The sequence below is a fragment of the Streptomyces sp. NPDC048436 genome, from assembly GCF_043200355.1.
Taxonomy (GTDB): Bacteria; Actinomycetota; Actinomycetes; order Streptomycetales; family Streptomycetaceae; genus Streptomyces.
In genome coordinates this window covers 568960-590325 of the sequence record NZ_JBICXP010000003.1, presented here as the reverse complement: position 1 = coordinate 590325, position 21366 = coordinate 568960, and the positions used below count along the sequence as shown (strand labels likewise).

Here is a 21366-nt window from a genome sequence, read left to right as displayed (position 1 = left end):
GGTCAGGCCTTTCCGGTCTGCTGCTCGGAGTTCTTGCCGAAGAGGACCCACAGGAGGAAGGGTCCGCCGAGGACGCTGGTGATGACGCCGACCGGGATCTCCACGGGGGCGACGACGCGGCCCAGCGCGTCGGCGGCGCCGACGAGCGCCGCTCCGACCAGGGCGGAGCCGATGACGGGGACGCGGGTGGGTCCGCTGAGCCGGGTGGCGACGACGGGTGCGGCGAGCGCGACGAAGGCGATCGGTCCTCCGATGCCGACGGCCACGCCGGACAGGGCGACGGCGAGCGCGAGGGTCAGGGCGCGTACGCGGCGGACGTTGACGCCGAGGGTGGCGGCCATGTCGTCGTCGAAGCGCAGGAGTTGGAGGCGGCTGCCCGCGACGAGGGCCGGCGGGATCAGGGCGAGCAGGATCAGGGACAGGGGGGTGCCGACGGCCCAGTCCCGGCCGCTGAGCGAGCCGACGGTCCACAGGAAGACGCCGCCCGCGGTGTTGTCGTTCTCGCGGGACATGACGAGGTCGGTGACGGCGCCGATGACGGTGGAGACGCCGATGCCTACGACGAGGATGCGGTATCCCCCGCTGCCCGCGCCGCCCGCGCAGGCGACGACGACCATGGCCGCGGCGGCGGCCCCCAGCGGGCCGAGCCACCAGTCGCCGATCATGCCGGTGGACGATCCGACGACGGAGGCGACGACGGCCGCGGTGGCTCCTTCGTTGACGCCGATGATGTCGGGGGTGGCGAGCCGGTTCCCGGCGAGGGTCTGGGTGAGGCACCCGGCGATGCCGAGCGCCGCGCCGACCATCAGGCCCACGGCGATGCGCGGGAGGCGGAAGTCCCGGACGAGCATGACGGTGGCGGAGTCACCGGTTCCGAGGAGCCCGGAGAGGCTGTCGGAGAAGCTCATTCCGGTGGAGCTCGCGAAGGTGGCGAGGGAGACGACCACCGCGATAAGCAGCGTGAGCCCGACGGCGGCGAGGGCGCTGCGGTAGGGGAAGAGCCAGGAGAGGGTCCCGACGCGGACGGCGGTGGAGTCGGGCGGAGTGATGTCGGCACGCGTCTCGTGCGCACCCTCTGGAACCGCGGTCTCCGGAACCCCGGCCTCCGGCATCTGCGCGATCTCCGGAACCCCGGCCTCCGGCATCTCTTGAGTACTCACGCGGCGACCCCCGCCGTCGACATCCGCTGCGATCGCGCGATCCAGATCAGCAAGGGGCCGCCGATGAAGGCGAGAAGCACGCTCACGGGGGTCTCCCAGGGGCGGATGACGATCCTGGCAAGGAGGTCCGCGGCGATCATGACGTTGGCCGCGACCAGCGCGGAGAGCACCAACTGGCCCGCCATCCGGGGGCCGGTGACGGCCCGCGCGGCGTACGGGGCGAGCAGGCCGAGGAAGGCGATGGGCCCCGCGAGCGCCACCGCCGAGCCCGCGAGCAGCGTCACGGCCGCCGCGACGGTCAGGCGGATCCGTCCCGGATGGTGGCCAAGGGAGCGAGCGCTGTCGTCGCCGAGCGCGAGGGCCGACAGCGGCCGTACGCAGCAGAAGGCGATCAGCAGGCCGGCCGCGATCAAGGGGATCAGGGGGTACGTCTGTGACGTCTTGAGGCCCGCCAGTGAACCGATGGTCCAGTAGCGGTAGGTGTCGAAGGTCGATTGTGTGCCGAGCAGGACGTACGACGTCATGCCGTGGAAGGTGGCGCCGAGCGCCGATCCGGCGAGCACGAGCCGCAACGGCGAGCCCGCGGCCCGCCCCGACGCGGCCAGCAGCAGCACCACCGCGCTCGCGGCCATACCGCCCACGAGCGCCCACGCCAACACCCCGTACGCCGACGTCACTTCGAAGTACGTGAGCCCGATCACGACGCCGAGCGCGGCCCCGGAGTTGACCCCGAGGAGCCCGGTCTCGGCGAGCGGGTTGCGGGTGACGGCCTGAAGGAGGCAGCCCGCGGCGCCGAGCGCGACGCCGACAAGGACGGCGGCGAGCGTACGCGGAAGGCGTACGTCCATGACCGCGAGGCGGATCTGGGCGTCGGCCCGCGCGGACGGTTCCCCGGTGAGGAAGTCCCAGGCGCGGCCCATCGGTGTCGACCCGGAGCCGATCAGGAGCGAGAGCAGGCCGAGCGACAGGAGCAGGACGAGCAGGGCGGCGGCCGCCCACAGTGTGGGGCGATGCGTATTCGCCAAGCCCGGTATCGGAGGTCTGGATCCGGACGTTGGGACCCGCCCCTCTTGCGCAACCAACATGAGGTTAGCCTAACCTAACCTCGACCTGGAGCCCCGAGTCGGGGCGGCGGCGAACTCCCTGCTCTTTCAGGGCCAGTTCGCCATGCCCCGACACGGCCAGAGATGACCTTTATGTCCGGAGTGACCGCCGGACCACAGAAGCATGGAGATCACGGACATGTCCTCGAACCACTCCCCGCGCACCCGGCTGACCGCGGTTGCGGCCCTCACCCTGGCCTCCGCGCTCACGCTCTCCGCCTGCGGTTCGGACTCGTCCGACGACTCCGGCTCGGGCGACAAGGCCAAGAACGCCGCGAAGAACGTGACCGTCACCGACGCCTCCGGTGCGGAGGTAAAGGTTCCGGCCAACCCCCAGAAGGTCATCGCGCTGAGCGAGATGGACCTGGACTCCTCCCTCGCCCTGAAGGTCAAGCCCGTCGGCCTCTCCGCGGGCCGCGGCCAGAAGGGCGCCCCCGAGTACCTGGCCGACCAGGCGAAGGGCATCCCGGTCGTCGGCGCGGTCACCGGACCCGACATCGAGAAGGTCCTGCAGACCAAGCCGGACGTCATCCTCGCGGGCCAGCTCGCCGACCAGCAGGTGCTGGGGCAGCTCAAGGCGATAGCGCCGACGGTCGTCACGATCGACAGAACCAAGGACTGGAAGAAGTCCCTGGAGATCACCGGCAAGGTGCTCGGCAAGTCCGACGAGGCGAGCGCGTTCCTCAAGGAGTACGACACCAAGGCCGCCGCCGTGAAGAAGAACCTCGGCGACAACGCGGGCGCGAGCGTCTCCGTCGCCCGCTACTCCGCCAAGGGCACCGCCGTCATGCAGCAGGGCGTGTTCATCTCCGACGTCCTGAAGGACCTCGGCTTCAAGCGTCCCGGCATCCAGAACAAGAAGGGCGAGGGCCACTCGACGCCGCTCAGCGACGAGGACCTGAAGCAGATCGACGCCGACTGGCTGTTCATCGGCACGCTCGGCTCCGCCGGACCGGACGCCGACCTCTTCAAGGAGCTGAAGGGCAAGGCCGCGTACAAGCAGCTCGACGCGGTCAAGAAGAACCACACCACCGAGATCGACGGCTCGAAGTGGACCAGCCTCGGCGGCGCGCAGGCCGCCGTCTCCGTCCTGGCGGACGTCGAGAAGGCGATGGGCAAGTGACCTCCGGCATAACCGACCTGGAGCTCGCGGGCCGGGTGGCCCTGGTCACCGGCGCGAGCCGGGGCATCGGCGGGGCCGTGGCCCGCGCGCTCGCCGAACGCGGCGCGCGGGTCGTGGCCGCCGACCGCTCGCCGGACGTCAAGGAGCAGTCAGACGTCGACGGAAAGACGGGCGGCGGCCGCACCACCGGCATGGTCCTCGACGTCACCGACTCGGCGGCCGTGGACGCGGCGTTCGACGAAGTCGAGCGCACCGCGGGGCCGTTGGACATCCTCGTCAACGTGGCGGGCGTCCTCAGGCCCGCCCCGGTCGTCGAACTCACCGACACCGACTGGGCGGAGACCTTCGCCGTCAACACGAACGGCGTCTTCCACACCTCCCGCGCGGCGGCCCGCCGCATGACCGCGCGGGGCAGGGGATCCATCGTGACGGTCGGCTCGAACGCCGCCGGAGTGCCCCGTACCCAGATGGCCGCGTACGCCGCGTCCAAGGCCGCGGCCACGATGTTCACCAAATGCCTCGGCCTTGAGGTGGCCCGCGACGGTGTGCGCTGCAACGTCGTGTCGCCGGGGTCCACCGACACCGACATGCAGCGGCAGCTGTGGACGGGCGACCACGAGCAGGCCGCGGCCCGGGTCATCGACGGCGACTCCGCCTCGTACCGGGTCGGCATTCCGCTCGGCCGGATCGCCGACCCCTCCGACATCGCCGACGCCGTCGCCTTCCTGGTGTCCGACCGGGCCCGCCACATCACCCTGCACGACCTGTACGTGGACGGCGGCGCGACCCTGCGCGCCTGAACACCGCGCCGCCTTCCCCTACTTGACGAGGAGTCATCCGTGACACCCCCCAACGACGCGGTCGCCGTCGCCGCCCCCACCACCCCCGGGGCCGTCGGCGCGGCAACCGCTCTGCTCGACGCCTACCGACCCGGCGACACCCGGTTCTTCGCGTCCCCGACCCGTACGCTCCTCACCCACGGCACCGCGGCCGAAGTACCGCACGACGAGCGGCCGTTGACGGAGCGGGTCGCCGCCACGCTCGACGCGCAGCGCCGCGCGGGCAACCATGCCCCGGTCGTGGTGGGCTCCATCCCGTTCGACCCCGCCGCGCGCGCCGTGCTCGCCGTGCCCGAAGCGGCCCGCTGGGCGCCCGCGCTGCGCACCGACCCGCTCGTGGCGCTGCCCACGCCGCCGCCCGTCACCGCCGGCGGCTGGCAGGTCCGCGAGGCCCCCTCGGGCGAGGAGTACGCCGCTTCGGTCGAGGCCGCCGTATCGCGCATGAAGAGCGGCGAGTTCGACAAGGTCGTCCTCGCCCGCACCCTGGAGCTGTCCACGGACGGCCCGCTCGACCTGCCCGCGATGCTCCAGCGCCTCGCCCGCCGCGACCCGCGCGGCTACTCCTTCGCCGTGCCAACGGGCGCGGGCCGCACCCTCCTCGGTGCGAGCCCGGAGCTGCTCGTCGCACGGCGCGGCAACCGTCTGACCGCCAACCCGCTCGCCGGGTCGACGCCGCGTTCCGCGGATCTCGCCGAGGACGTACGCCGGGCCGCCGCGCTGCTCGAATCGGCGAAGGACCTGCATGAGCACGCCGTCGTCGTGGACGCCGTGCACAAGGCGCTCTCCCCGTTCTGCACCGACCTCGATGTGCCGGAGCGCCCCACCCTGGTCCGCACCGCCACCATGTGGCACCTGTCGACGACGGTCACCGGCGACCTGGCCGAACCATCCACCTCCGCCCTTGAGCTGGCCACCGCCCTGCACCCGACTCCAGCCGTCTGCGGTACCCCTACCGGGCACGCCCGTGACGTGATCGGCGAGCTTGAGCCCTTCGACCGCGGTCACTACACCGGCATGGTCGGGTGGAGCGACGCACAGGGGGACGGCGAGTGGGTCGTCACGATCCGCTGCGCGGAGGCCGAGGAGACGCGAGGCGGCAGCGGCCGGTTGCGCCTCTTCGCGGGCGCGGGCGTCGTGGCCGACTCCTCACCGGAGGCCGAACGGGCCGAGACGGGCGCCAAGTTCCGCACGTTCCTCGACGCGGTGGGGGTCGACCGATGACGAGGACCGACAGTCTCCAAGACGCGCCCCGCATCCCGGCGGAGTTCGCCGAGCGGTACCGCGCCGCCGGGTACTGGCGCGGCGAGACCTTCGGGAGCATGCTCCGCGAGCGCGCCCAGGCACACCCCGACCGCGTCGCGATCACCGATGGGCCGCGCAACTGGACGTACGGCGAACTCGACGCGCGCGCCGCGCGGTTGGCCGCCGGATTCGCCGCCCGCGGTATCACCAAGGGTGACCGCGTCGTCTTGCAGCTGCCGAACATCGCCGAGTTCTTCGAGGTGATCTTCGCGCTCTTCAGGATCGGCGCGCTGCCGGTCTTCGCGCTGCCCGCGCACCGCGAGACGGAGATCCACTACTTCTGCGAGTTCACCGAGGCCGTCGCCTACGTCATCCCGGACCGTCTCGGCGGCTTCGACCACCGCGACCTCGCATCGAAGGTCAGCGCCGAAGTACCCACGCTGCGCGAGGTGTTCATCGTGGGCGACCCCGGCGAGCACACGGCACTGTCCGACGTGCCGTGCGAGCCGACGCCGCTCGACGGCCCCGCCCCGTCCGACCTCGCGTTCCTCCAGCTGTCGGGCGGCAGTACCGGCGTACCCAAGCTGATCCCCCGCACCCACGACGACTACATGTACTCGCTGTGGGGTTCGAACGAGCTCTGCGGTGTGACCGAGGACTCCGTCTACCTCGTGGCCCTGCCCGCGGCCCACAACTTCCCGCTCTCGTCGCCCGGTTCGCTGGGTCTGCTCTACGCGGGCGGCCGTGTCGTGATGTGCCCGCGGCCCGACCCGGACACCGCCTTCCCGCTCATCGAGCGGGAGCGCGTGACGATCACCGGTCTCGTGCCGCCGCTCGCGCTTGTGTGGACCGACGCGGGCCGCACCACTCCGTACGACATCTCCAGCCTCGACGTCCTCCTTGTGGGCGGCGCCAAGTTCAGCGAGTCGGCCGCGCGCCGTGTCACCCCGGCGCTCGGCTGCACTCTCCAGCAGGTCTTCGGGATGGCGGAGGGCCTGGTCAACTACACGCGTCTTGACGACCCGGCGGAGACGATCGTCACCACCCAGGGCCGGCCGATCTCCCCCGCCGACGAGATACGCGTCGTCGACGACGCCGACCAGGACGTGCCGGACGGCACGGCGGGTCACCTGCTGACCCGCGGCCCGTACACCATCCGCGGCTACTGGCGCGCACCCGAGCACAACGCCCGCTCGTTCACCTCCGACGGCTTCTACCGCACCGGCGACATCGTCAGGCGCACCCCCACCGGGCATCTGGTGGTGGAGGGCAGGGCGAAGGACCAGATCAACCGCGGCGGCGAGAAGATCGCGCCGGAGGAGGTCGAGAACATCATCCTCGCCCACCCCCACGTCCACGACGTGTCGGTCGTCGCCGTCCCCGACGAGTACCTCGGCGAGCGGACTCTCGCGTACGTGATCATGCGCGCGGACGCCGAACCGCTGAAGCCCGTCGCCATCAAGAAGTTCGTACGGGAGCGGGGCCTGGCCGCGTACAAGGTCCCCGACCGGGTGGAGTTCGTGACCGCCTTCCCGCAGACCGGCATCGGCAAGGTCAGCAAGAAGGACCAGCGGTCGACCGCCGCCGCTCCGGGCAGCTGACCCCGCCCGGCAGCACCACCCGATCCACCCAGCTACCTTGAGTTCCCCGAAAGGCCCCCACCATGGCGCTCCCCGCCGTCACGCCGTACCCGATGCCCTCGCCCGACGAGCTGCCCGACAACCGGGTCGCGTGGACCATCGACCCGCGGCGGGCGGTACTGCTCGTCCATGACCTGCAGAACCACTTCCTGGCCGCCTACACCCCGGACACCTCACCGACCACCGAACTCCTGGGACACGTCGGCCAGTTGGCGAAGGCGGCCCGCGCGGCGGGCATCCCCGTGATGTACTCGGCGCAGCCGGGCGGCCAGTCGCCGGCCGAGCGCGGGCTCCAGCAGGACTTCTGGGGCTCCGGACTGCCCGACGACGAGCACGCCAAGGCGATCGCGGGCCCGGTGGCACCGGAGCCCGGCGACACCGTGCTCACGAAGTGGAAGTACAGCGCGTACGTCCGTACCGACCTTGAGGAGCGCATGCGCGAGGCGGGCCGGGACCAGATCGTCGTGGTCGGCGTGTACGCGCACATCGGCGTCCTGATGACGGCCTGCGACGCGTGGATGCGTGACGTGCAGGCGTTCGTCGTCGCGGACGCCGTGGCCGACTTCTCGCGGGAGGACCACGACATGGCGCTGCGTTACGCGGCGGGCCGCTGTGCGGTCGTCACCACCACCGACGCGGTCCTGAAGGGAATCTGACATGGCGCTCAGCGTGGAACTCATACGGGCCGACGTCGCCGACGTCCTGGGCGAGGACCCGGCCGACATCCCTCTCGACGAGAACCTGGTCGACCACGGCCTCGACTCGGTGCGCATCATGTCGCTCATCGAGCGCTGGCGCCGCGAGCACGACATCACCGCCACCTTCGTGGACCTGGCCGAGCAGCCCGCCATCGAGGCCTGGGCGCCGCTTCTGGGAGCCTCGGCATGAGGCTCACCGCTGCCCAGTCGGGCATGTGGTTCGCGCAGGCGCTCGACCCCGGAAGTCCGGCCCAGAACACGGCCGAGTGTCTGGAGATCCACGGTCCCGTCGACCCGTCCGTGTTCGCCAGGGCGCTGCGTCAGGTGGTGTCCGAGGCCGACGCCCTGCGCGTACGGATCATCGAAGGGGACGACGGGCCGGGCCAGTTGGAGGTGCCCGACCCGACGCTTCCGCTGAAGGTGCGTGATCTGCGCGCCGCCTCCGACCCGGACGCCGACGCTCAGGCGTGGATGCGCGAGGACCTGGCCACGCCGTTCGACCTTGCGGCCGGGCCGCTGTTCGCGCACGCGCTGTTCCGCGTCGGGGACGAGCGGTGGCTCTGGTACCAGCGGGTGCACCACATCGTGATGGACGGCTTCGGCTACTCGCTGCTGGCCCGTCGCACGGCCGAGGTGTACACCGCGCTCGCTGCGGGCGAGGCGCCGGGGGCAAGCCCCTTCGGGCGGCTCGAGGAACTGGTCGCCGAGGACACGGCGTACCGCGCGTCGGAGGCGTTCGAGACGGACCGGCGCCACTGGGACGGCGCGTTCGCCGACCGGCCCGACGCGCCGAACCTCGCCGGACGCACCGCGCTGCCCTCCCGTACCTTCCACCGCCGCAGCGCCCGCCTCTCCCCCGAATCGACCGCGAGGCTGAGGGAGTTGGCGTCATCGATGCGGGCGACCTGGCCCGAGGTGCTCGTCGCCGCACAGGCACTTTACGTCTCGCGGGCCACCGGCTCGGCCGAGGTGGTGCTGGGCCTGCCGATGATGGGCCGCATGGGCTCGGTGGCGCTTCGCGTACCCGGCATGGTGATGAACGTGCTGCCGCTGCGGCTCACGGTGACCCCGCAGGCGACCTTCGCGGAGCTGACCCGGCAGGTGGTGCTCGGCATCCGCGCCGCCCGCCGCCACCAGCGCTACCGCTACGAGGACATCCGCCGTGACCTGGGGCTGCTCGGCGATGGCCGGTCACTGGTCGGGCCGCTCGTCAACGTCATGCCCTTCGACTACGGCCTGACCTTCGCGGGCGCCCGCACGGACGCCCACAACCTCTCCGCGGGCCCGGTCGACGACCTCACGGTGAACGTCTACGACCGTGCCGACGGCAGTGGTCTGCGCATCGACTACGACGGCAATCCCTCCCTGTACGAGCCGGAGGAACTCGGCGCCCACCAGGCACGGTTCATGGAACTCCTGGAACGCGTCGCCGACGCGGGACCGCACACCGCGCTCGCCGAGCACACCATCGCCCGCCGCGCCGAACTCACCCTGGTGGTCGACGAGTTCAACGCCACCGCGCATCCGGTGCCGCCCACCACCCTGATCGGCCCCATCGAGGCCCAGGCGGTCCGCACCCCGGACGCCACCGCCCTCGTCTTCGGCGACCAGAAGCTGACGTACGCCGAGCTGAACGCCCGCGCCAACCGGCTCGCCCACCACCTCATCGAGGTCGGCGTACGTCCGGGCGCGCCGGCGGCGGTCGCCGTGCCCCGCTCCCTCGACCTGGTGATCACGCTGCTCGCCGTCCTCAAGGCGGGCGGCGCGTATCTCCCCCTGGACCCGGACTATCCGGCGGACCGCCTCGCGTACATGCTGGACGACGCCGGACCGGCGTGCGTGATCGCCGACCGCGCCGGCCGGGTGCCCGCTTCGGGCGCTCCGCTCGTCGCCCTGGACCAGCTGGACACGTCGTCGTACGGCACGTACGACCCGCCGCGCGCGCTCACCCCGCACCACCCCGCGTACGTCATCTACACGTCCGGTTCGACGGGCCGCCCCAAGGGCGTCGTCGTACCGCACTCGGCGATCGACAACCGGCTGCGCTGGATGCAGGCGACATATGAACTCGCCGCCGGTGACCGGGTGTTGCAGAAGACGCCGTCCGGGTTCGACGTGTCGGTGTGGGAGTTCTTCTGGGCGCTGCGCGTCGGCGCGACGCTCGTCGTCGCCGAGCCGGGCGGCCACAAGGACCCGGCGTATCTGGCGCGCGTCATCCTCGAACAGGGCGTCACCGTCTGCCATTTCGTGCCGTCGATGCTCCAGGTGTTCCTCGCCGAACCGGCGGCGGCGGAGTGCGCGGGCCTCCGGCACGTCTTCTGCAGCGGCGAGGCGCTGCCGCGCGAGACGGTGCGGGAGTTCGGGCGCGTCCTTGACGGCGTACCGCTGCACAATCTGTACGGCCCGACCGAGGCCGCCGTCGACGTGACCTACCACCCGTGCGTCACCGGCGCCACGGGCCCGGTGCCGATCGGCAGGCCCGTCTGGAACACCCGCCTGTACGTCCTCGACGCGGCGCTCCAGCCCTGCCCGCCCGGCATCCAGGGCGAGTTGTACCTGGCGGGCAGTCAGCTGGCGGCTGAGTATCTGGGGCGGCCCGAACTGACCGCGTCCCGCTTCGTCGCCGACCCCTACGGCCCGCCCGGCACCCGCATGTACCGCACGGGTGACCTGGCCCGCTGGAGCGAACACGGCGAGGTCGAGTACCTCGGCCGCACCGACCACCAGGTGAAGCTGCGCGGCCTGCGCGTCGAACTGGGCGAGATCGAGGCCGAGTTGGCCGCCGATCCGGCGGTGAGCGCGGCCGGCGTCATGGTCCGCGAGGACCGGCCCGGCGATCAGCGTCTGGTCGGGTACGTGACGTCCGACTCCGAAGCCGCCCCCGACCCCGAGGAGTTGCGCGCCCGGCTCGCCCGCGCGCTGCCCGACTACATGGTGCCGGGCGCGATCCTCGTCCTCGACGCCTTCCCGCTCAGCCCGAACGGCAAGCTGGACCGGCGCGCCCTGCCCGCCCCCGCCTTCGAAGGGTCGGGCGACGGCGGCCGGGTGCCGAGCGGCCACCGTGAGGAGACGCTCACCCGGCTGTTCGCCGAGATCCTCGGCGTGCCCCGGCTCGGCGTGGACGACGCGTTCTTCGACCTCGGCGGCACCTCGCTCCTGGCGGCCCGCCTGGTCGCCAGGGTCCGCGACACGCTCGGCGTCGAGCTGACCATCGGCACGCTCTTCCAGGCCCAGACCCCGGCCGCGCTCGCCGCCCAACTGGACGCGGGGCGCGGTGAGACCGACCACGCCCTGGACGTACTGCTTCCGCTACGCAAGGGCGGCGACCGCACTCCGCTGTTCGTGTTCCACCCGGCGGGTGGCATGAGCTGGTGCTACTCGGGCCTGCTCGCACGGCTCGACCCGGGCCAGCCGGTGTACGGGCTCCAGGCGCACGGCCTGAAGGGCGAGGGCCAACTCCCGTCCACCATGGAGGAGATGGCGAGTGCCTACGTGGACGCGCTGCGCACTGTGCGGCCACACGGCCCCTACCGGCTGCTCGGCTGGTCGGTGGGCGGCGTCCTCGCCCATACGGTCGCCGTGCTCCTCCAGGAGGCGGGCGAGGAGGTCGAACTCCTCGCGCTGCTCGACGCCTACCCGTCCGACCAGTGGCGTGACTCCGCGGTCCCCGCCGAGGCGGACGCCCTGGCGGCGCTCCTGCGGATGGCCGGTTACGACCTGACGGACGAGCTGACCCGGGAGGACGTCCTCGCCACGCTGCGGCGCGAGGGCAGCGCCCTGGCCGGGCTCCCCGACCGGACGCTGACGGCGGTGATCGACATCGTGGTCAACAACGCCCACCTGATGCGCGAGCACCAGCACCGCCCGTACGACGGCGAGGCGTTGTTCTTCACGGCCGCAGCGCCGCGTGCCGAGGACTGGCTGACCAGGGAGTCCTGGGCCCCGTACATCAGCGGACCGATCCACAACCACGACGTGGACTGCCTGCACCCGGAGCTCACCCAGCCGCGCCGCCTCGACGAGGTCTGCGGCGTCCTCGCCGCCCGTCTCAAGGAGCTGGACCACGCATGACGACCGCACCCGACCCCTTCGACACCAGCGCCGATGCCGACGCCGAGCCGACCCATCTGGTCCTGGAGAACGCGCTCGGCGAGTACTCGCTGTGGCCCGTCTTCCGCCAGGCGCCCGAGGGATGGACCGCGGTCTACGGCCCACAGACGTACGGCCGTTGCGTGGCCCGCCTCCAGGAGCCGCCCGCGTGACGGACCTCCATCTGGTTCGCCCGGCCCCGCTCGACGTGTCGCTCCTGGACGCCGATGAGCGGCGCCGGGCGGCGGCGTTGCGGCGCCCGGCGGACCGGGAGCTGTACGCGGCGGCGCACACGGCCCTGCGCCGCCATCTCGGCGCGTACCTCGGCGTCGCCCCGGCGGCGGTGGAGCTGACGCGGCTTCCGTGCCCCCTGTGCGCGGGCCCGCACGGGCGCCCCGCCGTGGCGGGAGGAGCGGGCCCGCACTTCTCGCTCTCGCACACGGACGGCCTCGCCCTGCTCGCCTTCGCGGACCGGCCGGTCGGCGCGGACATCGAGAAGCTGCCCGCCCCGGGCGCGGTGGCCGACGTGGCGGCGTCCCTGCACCCCCAGGAGCGGGCCGAACTAGCCGCGCTCCCCGCCTCGGACCGACCGCTCGCCTTCGCCCGCTGCTGGACCCGCAAGGAGGCGTGCCTCAAGGGGACGGGCGAGGGGCTCGCCGGTGACGGACTGGCATCGCTCCTGGTGGGGACAGGGCTCGCGCCCCGTGACGTACCGGGCTGGACGGTGAAGGACGTGACCGTCCCCGAGGGCTACGCGGCGGCGGTCTCCACCGCGGACCCGGACTCCGCGGCGAGCAGCCCGACAAGACCGTCCGCGAGCTCGGTGCGCCAGCACAAGTAGTCGTGCCCGCCGTTGTACTCGCGGTACACGGCGTCGTCGTACCCCTTCTCCCGCAAGGTGGCGCGCAGCCTCCCCATCGCGGGCAGCGCGACCCATTCCTGCTCGCCGGCCGACAGCCAGAACCGCACGGGCAGCCTGTCGCTCGCGGCGATGCGCCCGGTCAGCCACTCGGAGCGTTCGAGGTCGGGCCCGTCCGGCCACCAGAAGGACCCCGACTGCGCCAGCACCTGTCCGAACCGCCCCGGCGCGACCACGGCGGCGTACGCGGCGGTGAGACCGCCCAGGCTCTGGCCCGCGACGACGGTCCGCGCCGGATCGGCGGTCAGGGAGAGCCGCTCGCCCGCCCAGGGCAGCAGCTCGGTCTCCAGGAACCGTACGAACCGTTCGTTGCATGCGAGTTCGCCCCACCGCTGGTCCGCGCTCACGGATTCCGGCAGCAGGGCGGCCAGCGGCGGGATGCGCCCATCGGCGATGAGATTGTCGAGGAGGGCCGCGACATCGAGCCCCGGCTGCCACATCTCGCCGTCCATCAGCACCAGGACAGGCAGGTCGTCCCCGCCGCCCGGCGGCTCGTACACATGCACCCGCCGCTCGTTGCCGAGCAGTCCGCTGTGGACGGTGTGCGTGCTGACCGTGCCGCGTGCGACACCGGCACGCCGCTGCCAGTCGTCGCCTGCCGGGGCGTGCGGCAGCTCGACGTACGACACCGGATCCCCGCCCCAACGCCGGCTGAGCGTGCGCGAGTTGAGCGGGTCGGTGCGCTGCTGCCCGCGCAGCCAGGACCAGTAGGCGCTCTGGGATCCGCTCGCGTCCGGGCCGTCCCCTTCATCCACACACAGGCTGTAGGTCGCCCGCCAGTCCGCACGCATCCGGACCGACCAGTGCCAGATGTCGGTCCCCGGCACCCGGTCCATCAGATTGCGGGCCATGTCCCGCGGATCGACGACCTTGTTCGGCAGGACGAGGACCGCGCGGGTCGCGTCCGTGCCGCGCCACAGGAACGTGACCACCCGGTGCTCCTCGTCGCCCTGCGGATCGGGCTCGACGACCGGCGCGCCGCCCGCCGCCCGCACGGCCTCCCAGAAGCCGCCGCCCCGCTCCACCGCCCGGGCCACCCACGCGCTGTCCGCCCGCTCGACGGGCCGCGGCCGCGGGATGCGGGGCGGCCGGCGGGTCGCCCCGTCGGGAGGAGCGGTGAGCGGCATGGGGCAGCCTCCAGGAGTTCACTGCGTACGGGAGCTAAGGGTGACCTTACTTGAGTGCGCCGCCAAGGGGCGGACCAGGGCCGGGCAGCGCCCGGCGGCCTCGGGACCGGCGGTACATTGCCGCCTATGTCGATACCGAATCCGCAGCCCAACCAGCCCGGTCAGCCCGGTCAGCCCAATCCGTACCAACAGCCACCGAACCCCTATCAGCAGCCCCCGGGCGCGGTGCCGCCCCAGGCCTACGGCCAGCAGCCGGGCCCGTACGGCCAGCAGCCAGGACCCTACGGCCAGCCGCCCACCCCGCCCGCTCCCCCGGCCGGCCCGCGCAAGCCGACGCCGGGCTGGGTATGGGGACTTGGCGGCGTCGTGGTCGCGTCGGCCCTCTGGGCTGGGGCGCTCTTCGCGACCGGCAACCTCGGCTCGGACAGCGGGAGCGGTGACGGCGAGAAGGCCGATCTGGCGGGTTACCAGTACGCGAAGAACCTCTGCGACGCCTCTCCGCTCGACGCCTTCAAGAAGGAGTACGAGATCGACTCGGACTCCACCTCCACGACCCACTACGGATCGCGGCAGAAGGGGTTCGACCAGAGCTATTGCAGCCGCAAGCTCAAGGACCCGGAGGCGGACGCCGACACGTACTCGAGCATCTACGTCTACTCCACCGCCCGGTGGCACAAGGCGACCGACCCACAGGGCGAGTTCGCCTCGGAGCAGAAGGCGTTCGAGGACCAGTCGCAGAAGACGTACGGCTACAAGACCAAGGCCGTGAGCGGCATCGGCGACGAGGCGTACCTGGTGACCGAGGAGAGCCGCACCACGGGCAAGGACTCCCTCACCGGCATGACGCTCGCCGTGCGCGAGGGCTGGTTCACCATCGAGACGCACTGGAGCTATTACGGCGGCACGGACGACAAGACCGAGCCGCCGACGGCGACGGAGGTCGAGGAGATGCTCACGTCGGACACCCGCGCGGCGATGGACGGGCTCAAGAAGTCCTGACCGACGAGCCGTTCAGGGGCGCGGCCAGGGGTTCAGGGGCGCGGCCAGGGATGCCCTTCCAGGTTCTCGATGTCGCTGTTGAAGCGGTGGAGGAAGGCGGCGAAATCCGCCACCTCTTCCGCTGTCCAGCCACTGAGCACCTTCTCCAGACCCTGGGTGTACTCGGCGCGGTCGGCGTCGAGTTGGTGCTCGCCCTCGGCGCTGATGCGGAACTTGCGGGCCACGCCGCCTTCGGGGTCGGGGATGCGGTCGACGAGGCCGGCGCGCAGCATGGCCGCGGTCTGCCGGTTGAGCGTGGAGGCGTCGAGACCGAACGCCTCGCTGAGCTGACCGATGGACATGGGGCCGTCCATCTGGATGCGGCTGAGCAGGATGTACGCGCTGCGGTCGAGGCGCCCGCCGCTCACGCGCGTACGCGGGTTGTAGAGGTGTGAATGCCGACCCAGCAGCATGGTCTCGAATTCGACCAGTCGGACGGGCTTCTTCGACTTGCTCACGCGGGACACTCTCCGGTTCCTGACTCACCTGCATAGCGAGCTGCCCTGACCAGCTCTGCCGCCATGATGCATCGTACTCAGGATATGCATCATGCACATCATGTGTAGAGTGCACATCGTGGGCTCCTGGAGATACGGAGAGCCTCGCGACGGCAGAAAGAGTCGAGGGAGAAATCAGTGGTCGGTTCCAAGTCCGATGTCCGCCCGGGGCGGATAGTCGGGGTACTCGCCCTCGCGGGCATCGTCGCCGCGGTCATGCAGACGCTGGTCGTTCCGCTCATCGGCGACCTCCCGCGCATCCTCGACACCACCGCGTCGAACGCCTCCTGGGTGGTCACGGCCACGCTCCTGTCGGCGGCGGTGGCGACGCCGGTGGCCGGACGGCTCGGTGACATGTACGGCAAGCGGCGCATGCTGCTGATCTCCGTGGTGCCGCTCGTCCTGGGCTCGGTGGTCTGCGCCCTGTCGTCCTCGCTGATCCCGATGATCGTCGGGCGCGGCCTGCAAGGCCTCGGCATGGGCGTGGTCCCGCTGGGGGTGAGCCTGCTGCGCGATGTACTGCCTCCTGAGCGCCTTGGTTCCTCCATCGCCGTGATGAGCGCCTCCATGGGAGTGGGCGGCGCGCTCGGCCTGCCGTTCTCCGCGGCGGTCGCCGAGAACGCCAGCTGGCGGGTGCTGTTCTGGGTCACCGCAGCCCTGAGCCTCCTGGTGGCCACCATGGCCTGGCTGTTCGTACCCGCGGGGCGAGCGGGAACGTCCTCGCGGCGCTTCGACGTCCCGGGCGCGGTCGGGCTCGGCGCCGGTCTCATCTCTCTGCTGCTCGCCGTGTCGAAGGGCTCCGACTGGGGCTGGACGAGCGGCACCACGCTCGGCCTCCTCGCCACCGCGGTCGTCGTGCTCCTCGCCTGGGGCGCCTGGGAGCTGCGCAGCGCCGAGCCGCTGGTCGATCTGCGGGTCACGGCCCGCCCGCAGGTGCTCATGACCAACGCGGCATCGGTGCTCGTCGGCTTCGCGATGTACGCCCAGTCGCTGGTCGTGCCCCAGCTCCTCCAGCTTCCGGAGGCCACCGGCTACGGCCTCGGCCAGTCGATGATGGCGATGGGCCTGTGGATGGCTCCGGCGGGCCTGATGATGATGGCGCTGGCACCGCTCGGCGCCAAGCTCTCGGCAGCCCGCGGCCCCAAGGTGACGCTGTCCCTCGGCTCCCTGGTGATCGCCGTCGGCTACGGCGCCTCGCTGCTCCTGATGGGCTCGACCTGGGGGCTTCTCGCGGTGACGCTCGTCTGCAACACCGGCGTCGGCCTGGCGTACGGTGCCATGCCCGCCCTGATCATGGGCGCGGTGCCGCAGTCGGAGACCGCGTCGGCCAACAGTTTCAACACCCTGATGCGCTCGATCGGCAGCTCCGTGTCGGCTGCGGTGATCGGGGTGGTCCTTGCCCAGATGACGACGGACTTCGGCGGCCACCTGCTGCCGTCGGAGGGCGGCTTCCGCGCCGCCATGCTGATGGGCTGCGGGGTGGGGCTCGCTGCGGCGGTGGTGGCGGCGCTGATCCCGGTGAAGCCGGTGGCCGCCGCGCCCGAGCCCGGCACGGGGACGGAGCCGCACCCGGCCCAGGAGGCGACGGCGTGATCACCGTGGAGTGATCGCCGCCAGGCGACCCCCTGCTGACGACGCACGAACACGAGTGAGGGCCGTGACCTTCCGGTCACGGCCCTCACTCATACAACGTTCTTCAAGTGTCCGAGGGGGGACTTGAACCCCCACGCCCGTTAAAGGGCACTAGCACCTCAAGCTAGCGCGTCTGCCATTCCGCCACCCGGACCAGGTGTCTGCCGTTCGCGGGGTGTTCCCCGCGGCGACATGGACAACAATACCAAGCTTTCGGAGTGCCTTTCACCTGCGTATCCGCACGCCTGCGGGCGGCTGCGCGGCGGCCCGCGTGGACGCCTCTAGAGTCTCACCATGAGTGATGGTCTGATTACGCGGGTGCCCGGTGAGGCGGCGAAGGTGCGGCGGCCCCGGGTGCTGTCTCCGCTGCGCGAGCACCTGCGGGACACCATGTGGTTCGCGCCCACCGCCGGGCTTGTGGGAGCCATGGTGCTGTGGGCCGTCGCGTCGGAGCTGGACAGCCGGCTCGTGACGGTGCTGCAGGACGCCGGGGACTACGACACCGTCGAGAGCCTGATGGGGATCGCCGAGGACGCGAAGGCGGTGATCAGCACCATCGGCTCGGCCATGATGACGTTCATCGGGGTCGTCTTCAGCATCTCCCTGGTGGCCGTGCAGATGGCCAGCGGGCAGTTCAGCCCGCGGGTGGTGCGGCTGTACATCAGGTCGCGGATCACCAAGATGACGCTCACCGTCTTCCTGGCGACGTTCCTGTTCTCACTGATGACGCTGACGTCCTTCGACAGCGAGCAAGATCCCCACCTCCTGACGAGCGTGCCGCTGGTCGAGTCGGTCCTGGCGATGGCGATGCTGTTCCTCAGCCTGCTGCTCTTCGTCGCGTACGTGAACGGCACCCTCCGCATGATGCGGATCAGCTTCGTCATCGACCGGATCGCCCGGGAGTCGTTCCGGGTCGCCGTGAAGCACCCGCCCGAAGGAACGGTGGACGACGAACGTCTTGGCCCCGAGACGGCGCGGATCCTGCACCGCGGGCGGGCCGGGGTGCTGCGGGACGTGCACATCGCCCGCGTCGTGCGGGCGGCGAAACGCCACGGCGTCGTGCTGCGGCTGCTGCCCCGCATCGGCGACTTCGTGGTGCCGGGCACTTTGCTGTTCACGGTGCACGGCGGTACGGAACCTTCGCGGCGCGCGCTGCGGTACACGGTGTCCGTGGGTGTGGAGCGCTCCTTCCACCAGGACCTCGGGTTCGGGCTGCGTCAGCTCGCCGACATCGCTCTGCGTGCCCTCTCCCCCGCGGTGAACGACCCGACCACCGCCGTGCAGGCCCTGGACCGCATCATCCAGTTCCTTGCCTCCCTGGCCGGCTACCCCCTGGGCGCCCTGCGCCACCGCGACCGGAGCGGGGCGGTCCGGCTTGTGCAGCCCGTGCCGGACTGGACCGCCCTTGTGGACCTCGGGTTCGCCGAGATCCGGGGGTGCGCGGTCGGCAATCCGCAGGTCACGCGCCGCATGCTGGCCGGCCTCGACGACCTGCTGCGGCTCGCGCCCGATGAGCGCCGCGAGCCCCTCCTGCGCCATCGCGAGCTGCTCGCGCAGGAGGTGGAACGCACGGTCCCGGAGGCCGCGGACCGCACGTTCGCCCTGCGCCCCGACCGGCAGGGCATCGGCTAGGCGACCGATGCCCCTGCCGGTCGGGGGCTAATGCTTTGCTGCCGGCCCGGGGCTCACGCCATCAGGTGATAGCTGGGGAAGTTGCCCGGCGTCCGCTCCGTCGTCGGGCCGTGGGTGACCGCGCGCACCAGCAGCTCGCCTCCGACGAACGCGCCGCGCCAGGACGCGCCGAACCCGCCGAACAGCTCGTCCCGGTCACCGCGCGACCGGGGCTTCCCACGGCCCGTCTTGAACGCGCGGATCTGAGGGGCGAGGCGCTCGTACGTCGCCGTGTCGTCGGTCGACAGGGTGGCGACCAACGCTCCGTTCGACGCGTTCATGGCAGCGAGCAGCTCTGCCTCCGTGTCGACCAGGACGATGGTGTCGACCGGGCCGAAGGGCTCCGCGTGGTGCAGCGGAGAGGACGGGGGCGGGTTGAGGAGCGTGACGGGGTGGAGGTACGCGTCGGTGTCCTGGCCGGGCAGGAAACGGTCCGCCGCCGGGGCCCCGCGGTACAGCGGCACGGCGCCGCGGTCGATCGCTTCCGCGACCTGGTCGCCCAGTTCCTTCGCCTTGGCGGCGTTGATCAGCGGGCCGAAGTCCAGTTGTGGGAACGGGTCTTGGGCGTGATCCACCGCCAGGGGATGGCCGACGCGGAGGGTGCGTACGGCCGGGAGATAGGCGGCGAGGAACTCGTCGAAGAGGCCCCGTTGGACGACGAAGCGCGGATACGCGGTGCAGCGCTGCTTGCCGTAGTCGAAGAGCTTGGGGATGACGGCGCTGAGCGCGTCCCAGTCGCTGTAGTTCCAGATGCCCCAGGTGTTGAGTCCTTCCTGTTCGAGGATGTGCCGCTTGCCGAGGTCGGCGACGGCCGTGGCGACCGCGGCGCCGGTGTCACGTCCGCCGACGAAGGAGACGCAGCCGATCTCCGGCGCGCGGACCAGAGCTTCGGACAGTTCTCCCCCGCTGCCGCTGACGAGGGTGACGGGGATCCCTTCGCGGGCGGCGAGCGCGCAGGCCAGGGTGAGACAGGCGACGCCGCCATCGGTCGGGGTCTTGGCGATGACCGCGTTGCCCGCGAGTGCCTGTACCAACACTGCGTGAACGAGCACGCTCATCGGGTAGTTCCAGCTCGCGATGTTGGATACCGGACCGTCCAGCGGGGTCCGGCCCTCGACCATGGGCTCGATGCCGTCGACGTACCAGCGCACGCCGTCGATGGCCCGGTCGACATCGGCCTGGGCGAGTCGCCAGGGCTTGCCGATCTCCCAGACGAGGAGAAGCGCGAGGAGTTCGCGGTGTTCGGCGAGAGCGTCCAGTGTGGCGGCGACGCGGGCGCGCCGTTCCTCCAACGGGACGTGTCGCCAGGCCCGGTGCTGTTCGAGCGAGGCGCGTACGGCCTGCTGGGCGGTGGCGGCGTCGAGGCGCGGCGGGCCCGCGATGGGGCTGCCGTCGACGGGTGAGGTGGCCGGCAGGGTCCGGCCGTCCGCCTGCCAGGTCCCGTTCCACAGGTTCAGGACGCGGTCGTCGCGGAAGGCCTCGGGCGCGACGGCGATACAGCGTCGCCAGGCGTCGGCCCAGGCCGTACCGGCTTTGAGGACGAGGGGGCTGTTGAGGGTGGGTGCCATTCGAGGGTCTCCGCTCACGGTGCACAGTCGGGGAGGGAGGTACATGGCTCGTGGCGGGGCGCTGAGTTCGTGCCCCGCGGGTGTGTGCTGGGGGACGGTAGTGCAGTCAGGGCCGCTCACCTATGAGTGACATCACGCCCCCAGCTGGTTGAGAACGAGGCGGGCCGTTTCTGTCGGTGTGGCGCCGACCCGCACTCCGGCGGCTTCCAGCGCCTCCTGCTTCGCGCGTGCGGTGCCGGACGAGCCCGAGACGATGGCGCCCGCGTGCCCCATGGTCTTGCCCTCGGGGGCGGTGAAACCGGCGATGTAGGCGACGACGGGTTTGGTGACGGACTGCTGGATGTAGGCGGCGGCGCGTTCCTCCGCGTCGCCGCCGATCTCGCCGATGAGGACGATGAGTTCGGTCTCGGGGTCGTCCTCGAAGGCGGCGAGGCAGTCGATGTGCGTGGTGCCGACGACGGGGTCGCCGCCGATGCCGACGCAGGTCGAGAACCCGATGTCCCGTAGTTCGTACATGAGTTGGTAGGTGAGCGTGCCGGACTTGGACACCAGGCCGACGCGCCCGGGTTTGGTGATGTCGGCGGGAATGATGCCCGCGTTGGCCTGCCCGGGGGTGATGAGACCCGGGCAGTTGGGGCCGATGACGCGCGTGCCGCGCTCCTTGGCGTACGCGTGGAAGGTGACGGCGTCGTGCACCGGAATGCCTTCCGTGATGACGACGGCGAGACCGATCCCGGCGTCGGCGGCCTCGGCGACCGCCGCCTTGGAGAAGGCGGGCGGCACGAAGACGACGGTGACGTCGGCGCCGGTGGCCTCGATGCCGTCGCGGACCGAGCCGAAGACGGGCACGGCACGGTCGTCGAAGTCGACGTTGCGGCCGGCCTTGCGGGGGTTGACGCCGCCGACGACGTTCGTGCCCGCCGCGAGCATGCGGCGGGTGTGCTTCATGCCCTCGGCGCCGGTCATGCCCTGGACGAGGACCTTGCTCTCCTTGGTGAGGTAGATCGCCATGTCCCGGCT

18 protein-coding genes and 1 tRNA gene are annotated in these 21366 nt (G+C 71.6%); 12 read left to right on the top strand and 7 right to left on the bottom strand.

The window, feature by feature from the left end; all coding sequences use genetic code 11:
* Positions 1-2: 2 nt before the first annotated feature.
* Both ACGFX9_RS13610 and ACGFX9_RS13605 read right to left on the bottom strand, forming a co-directional pair.
* The gene (locus ACGFX9_RS13610) at positions 3-1112 is read right to left on the bottom strand and encodes a FecCD family ABC transporter permease (RefSeq protein WP_393470487.1); all 1110 of its coding nucleotides are present in this window, start codon (positions 1110-1112) and stop codon (positions 3-5) included.
* Between the two features lie 44 nt (positions 1113-1156).
* The gene (locus ACGFX9_RS13605; RefSeq protein WP_393469738.1) at positions 1157-2245 is read right to left on the bottom strand and encodes a FecCD family ABC transporter permease; all 1089 of its coding nucleotides are present in this window, start codon (positions 2243-2245) and stop codon (positions 1157-1159) included.
* Positions 2246-2402: 157 nt separating this feature from the next.
* On the opposite strand from ACGFX9_RS13605, the gene ACGFX9_RS13600 reads away from it, so the two are divergent.
* The 9 genes from ACGFX9_RS13600 (at position 2403) to ACGFX9_RS13560 (ending at position 12735) form a co-directional block, all read left to right on the top strand.
* Positions 2403-3386, top strand: coding sequence for an ABC transporter substrate-binding protein (locus tag ACGFX9_RS13600; protein WP_393469735.1), 984 nt, complete (start codon positions 2403-2405; stop codon positions 3384-3386).
* Positions 3383-4186 (top strand): 2,3-dihydro-2,3-dihydroxybenzoate dehydrogenase, encoded by an 804-nt coding sequence (locus tag ACGFX9_RS13595; RefSeq protein WP_393469732.1) that lies wholly within the window; start codon positions 3383-3385, stop codon positions 4184-4186. Before ACGFX9_RS13600 ends, ACGFX9_RS13595 begins: the two co-directional genes overlap by 4 nt.
* Before the next feature lie 39 nt (positions 4187-4225).
* The gene (gene dhbC / locus ACGFX9_RS13590; protein ID WP_393469730.1) at positions 4226-5446 is read left to right on the top strand and encodes an isochorismate synthase DhbC; all 1221 of its coding nucleotides are present in this window, start codon (positions 4226-4228) and stop codon (positions 5444-5446) included.
* The gene (locus tag ACGFX9_RS13585; protein WP_393469727.1) at positions 5443-7068 is read left to right on the top strand and encodes a (2,3-dihydroxybenzoyl)adenylate synthase; all 1626 of its coding nucleotides are present in this window, start codon (positions 5443-5445) and stop codon (positions 7066-7068) included. The genes dhbC and ACGFX9_RS13585 overlap by 4 nt, the downstream gene beginning before the upstream one ends.
* Before the next feature lie 62 nt (positions 7069-7130).
* Positions 7131-7763 (top strand): isochorismatase family protein, encoded by a 633-nt coding sequence (locus tag ACGFX9_RS13580; RefSeq protein WP_393469724.1) that lies wholly within the window; start codon positions 7131-7133, stop codon positions 7761-7763.
* Between the two features lies 1 nt (position 7764).
* Entirely contained in the window at positions 7765-7995 is a 231-nt protein-coding gene (locus tag ACGFX9_RS13575; protein WP_393469721.1) for a phosphopantetheine-binding protein, read from the top strand.
* Positions 7992-11876 carry an amino acid adenylation domain-containing protein gene (locus ACGFX9_RS13570; protein WP_393469718.1) on the top strand — a complete coding sequence of 1295 codons (3885 nt, stop codon included), beginning with the start codon at positions 7992-7994 and terminating at the stop codon, positions 11874-11876. The genes ACGFX9_RS13575 and ACGFX9_RS13570 overlap by 4 nt, the downstream gene beginning before the upstream one ends.
* The gene (locus ACGFX9_RS13565; RefSeq protein ID WP_393469715.1) at positions 11873-12067 is read left to right on the top strand and encodes an MbtH family NRPS accessory protein; all 195 of its coding nucleotides are present in this window, start codon (positions 11873-11875) and stop codon (positions 12065-12067) included. The genes ACGFX9_RS13570 and ACGFX9_RS13565 overlap by 4 nt, the downstream gene beginning before the upstream one ends.
* Positions 11998-12735 carry a 4'-phosphopantetheinyl transferase family protein gene (locus ACGFX9_RS13560; protein ID WP_393469712.1) on the top strand — a complete coding sequence of 246 codons (738 nt, stop codon included), beginning with the start codon at positions 11998-12000 and terminating at the stop codon, positions 12733-12735. The genes ACGFX9_RS13565 and ACGFX9_RS13560 overlap by 70 nt, the downstream gene beginning before the upstream one ends.
* On the opposite strand, the gene fes is transcribed toward ACGFX9_RS13560, so the two are convergent.
* Entirely contained in the window at positions 12645-13940 is a 1296-nt protein-coding gene (fes, locus tag ACGFX9_RS13555) for an enterochelin esterase (protein WP_393469709.1), read from the bottom strand. The two genes, ACGFX9_RS13560 and fes, sit on opposite strands and share 91 nt — an antisense overlap.
* Positions 13941-14066: 126 nt before the next feature.
* On the opposite strand from fes, the gene ACGFX9_RS13550 reads away from it, so the two are divergent.
* A complete protein-coding gene (locus ACGFX9_RS13550; RefSeq protein ID WP_393469706.1) occupies positions 14067-14939 on the top strand; it encodes a hypothetical protein in 873 nt (290 codons plus the stop codon).
* A gap of 32 nt (positions 14940-14971) precedes the next feature.
* Here the strand turns inward: ACGFX9_RS13550 and ACGFX9_RS13545 are convergent, their stop codons facing one another.
* Positions 14972-15391, bottom strand: coding sequence for a MarR family winged helix-turn-helix transcriptional regulator (locus ACGFX9_RS13545; protein ID WP_393470484.1), 420 nt, complete (start codon positions 15389-15391; stop codon positions 14972-14974).
* A 222-nt stretch (positions 15392-15613) separates the two neighbouring features.
* On the opposite strand from ACGFX9_RS13545, the gene ACGFX9_RS13540 reads away from it, so the two are divergent.
* Positions 15614-17068, top strand: a complete 1455-nt coding sequence (locus ACGFX9_RS13540; RefSeq protein ID WP_393469703.1) for an MFS transporter — start codon at positions 15614-15616, stop codon at positions 17066-17068.
* A gap of 108 nt (positions 17069-17176) precedes the next feature.
* Here ACGFX9_RS13540 and ACGFX9_RS13535 read toward each other — a convergent pair.
* A tRNA-Leu gene (locus tag ACGFX9_RS13535) sits at positions 17177-17261 on the bottom strand.
* Between the two features lie 140 nt (positions 17262-17401).
* Between ACGFX9_RS13535 and ACGFX9_RS13530 the strand changes: the two genes are divergently transcribed.
* On the top strand, positions 17402-18739 hold the full coding sequence (locus ACGFX9_RS13530; RefSeq protein ID WP_393469700.1) for a DUF2254 domain-containing protein: 1338 nt from the start codon (positions 17402-17404) through the stop codon (positions 18737-18739).
* A gap of 53 nt (positions 18740-18792) precedes the next feature.
* On the opposite strand, the gene ACGFX9_RS13525 is transcribed toward ACGFX9_RS13530, so the two are convergent.
* The gene (locus ACGFX9_RS13525) at positions 18793-20346 is read right to left on the bottom strand and encodes an aldehyde dehydrogenase family protein (protein ID WP_393469697.1); all 1554 of its coding nucleotides are present in this window, start codon (positions 20344-20346) and stop codon (positions 18793-18795) included.
* Between the two features lie 132 nt (positions 20347-20478).
* Positions 20479-21357 carry a succinate--CoA ligase subunit alpha gene (gene sucD, locus ACGFX9_RS13520; protein WP_393469695.1) on the bottom strand — a complete coding sequence of 293 codons (879 nt, stop codon included), beginning with the start codon at positions 21355-21357 and terminating at the stop codon, positions 20479-20481.
* Positions 21358-21366: the final 9 nt, after the last annotated feature.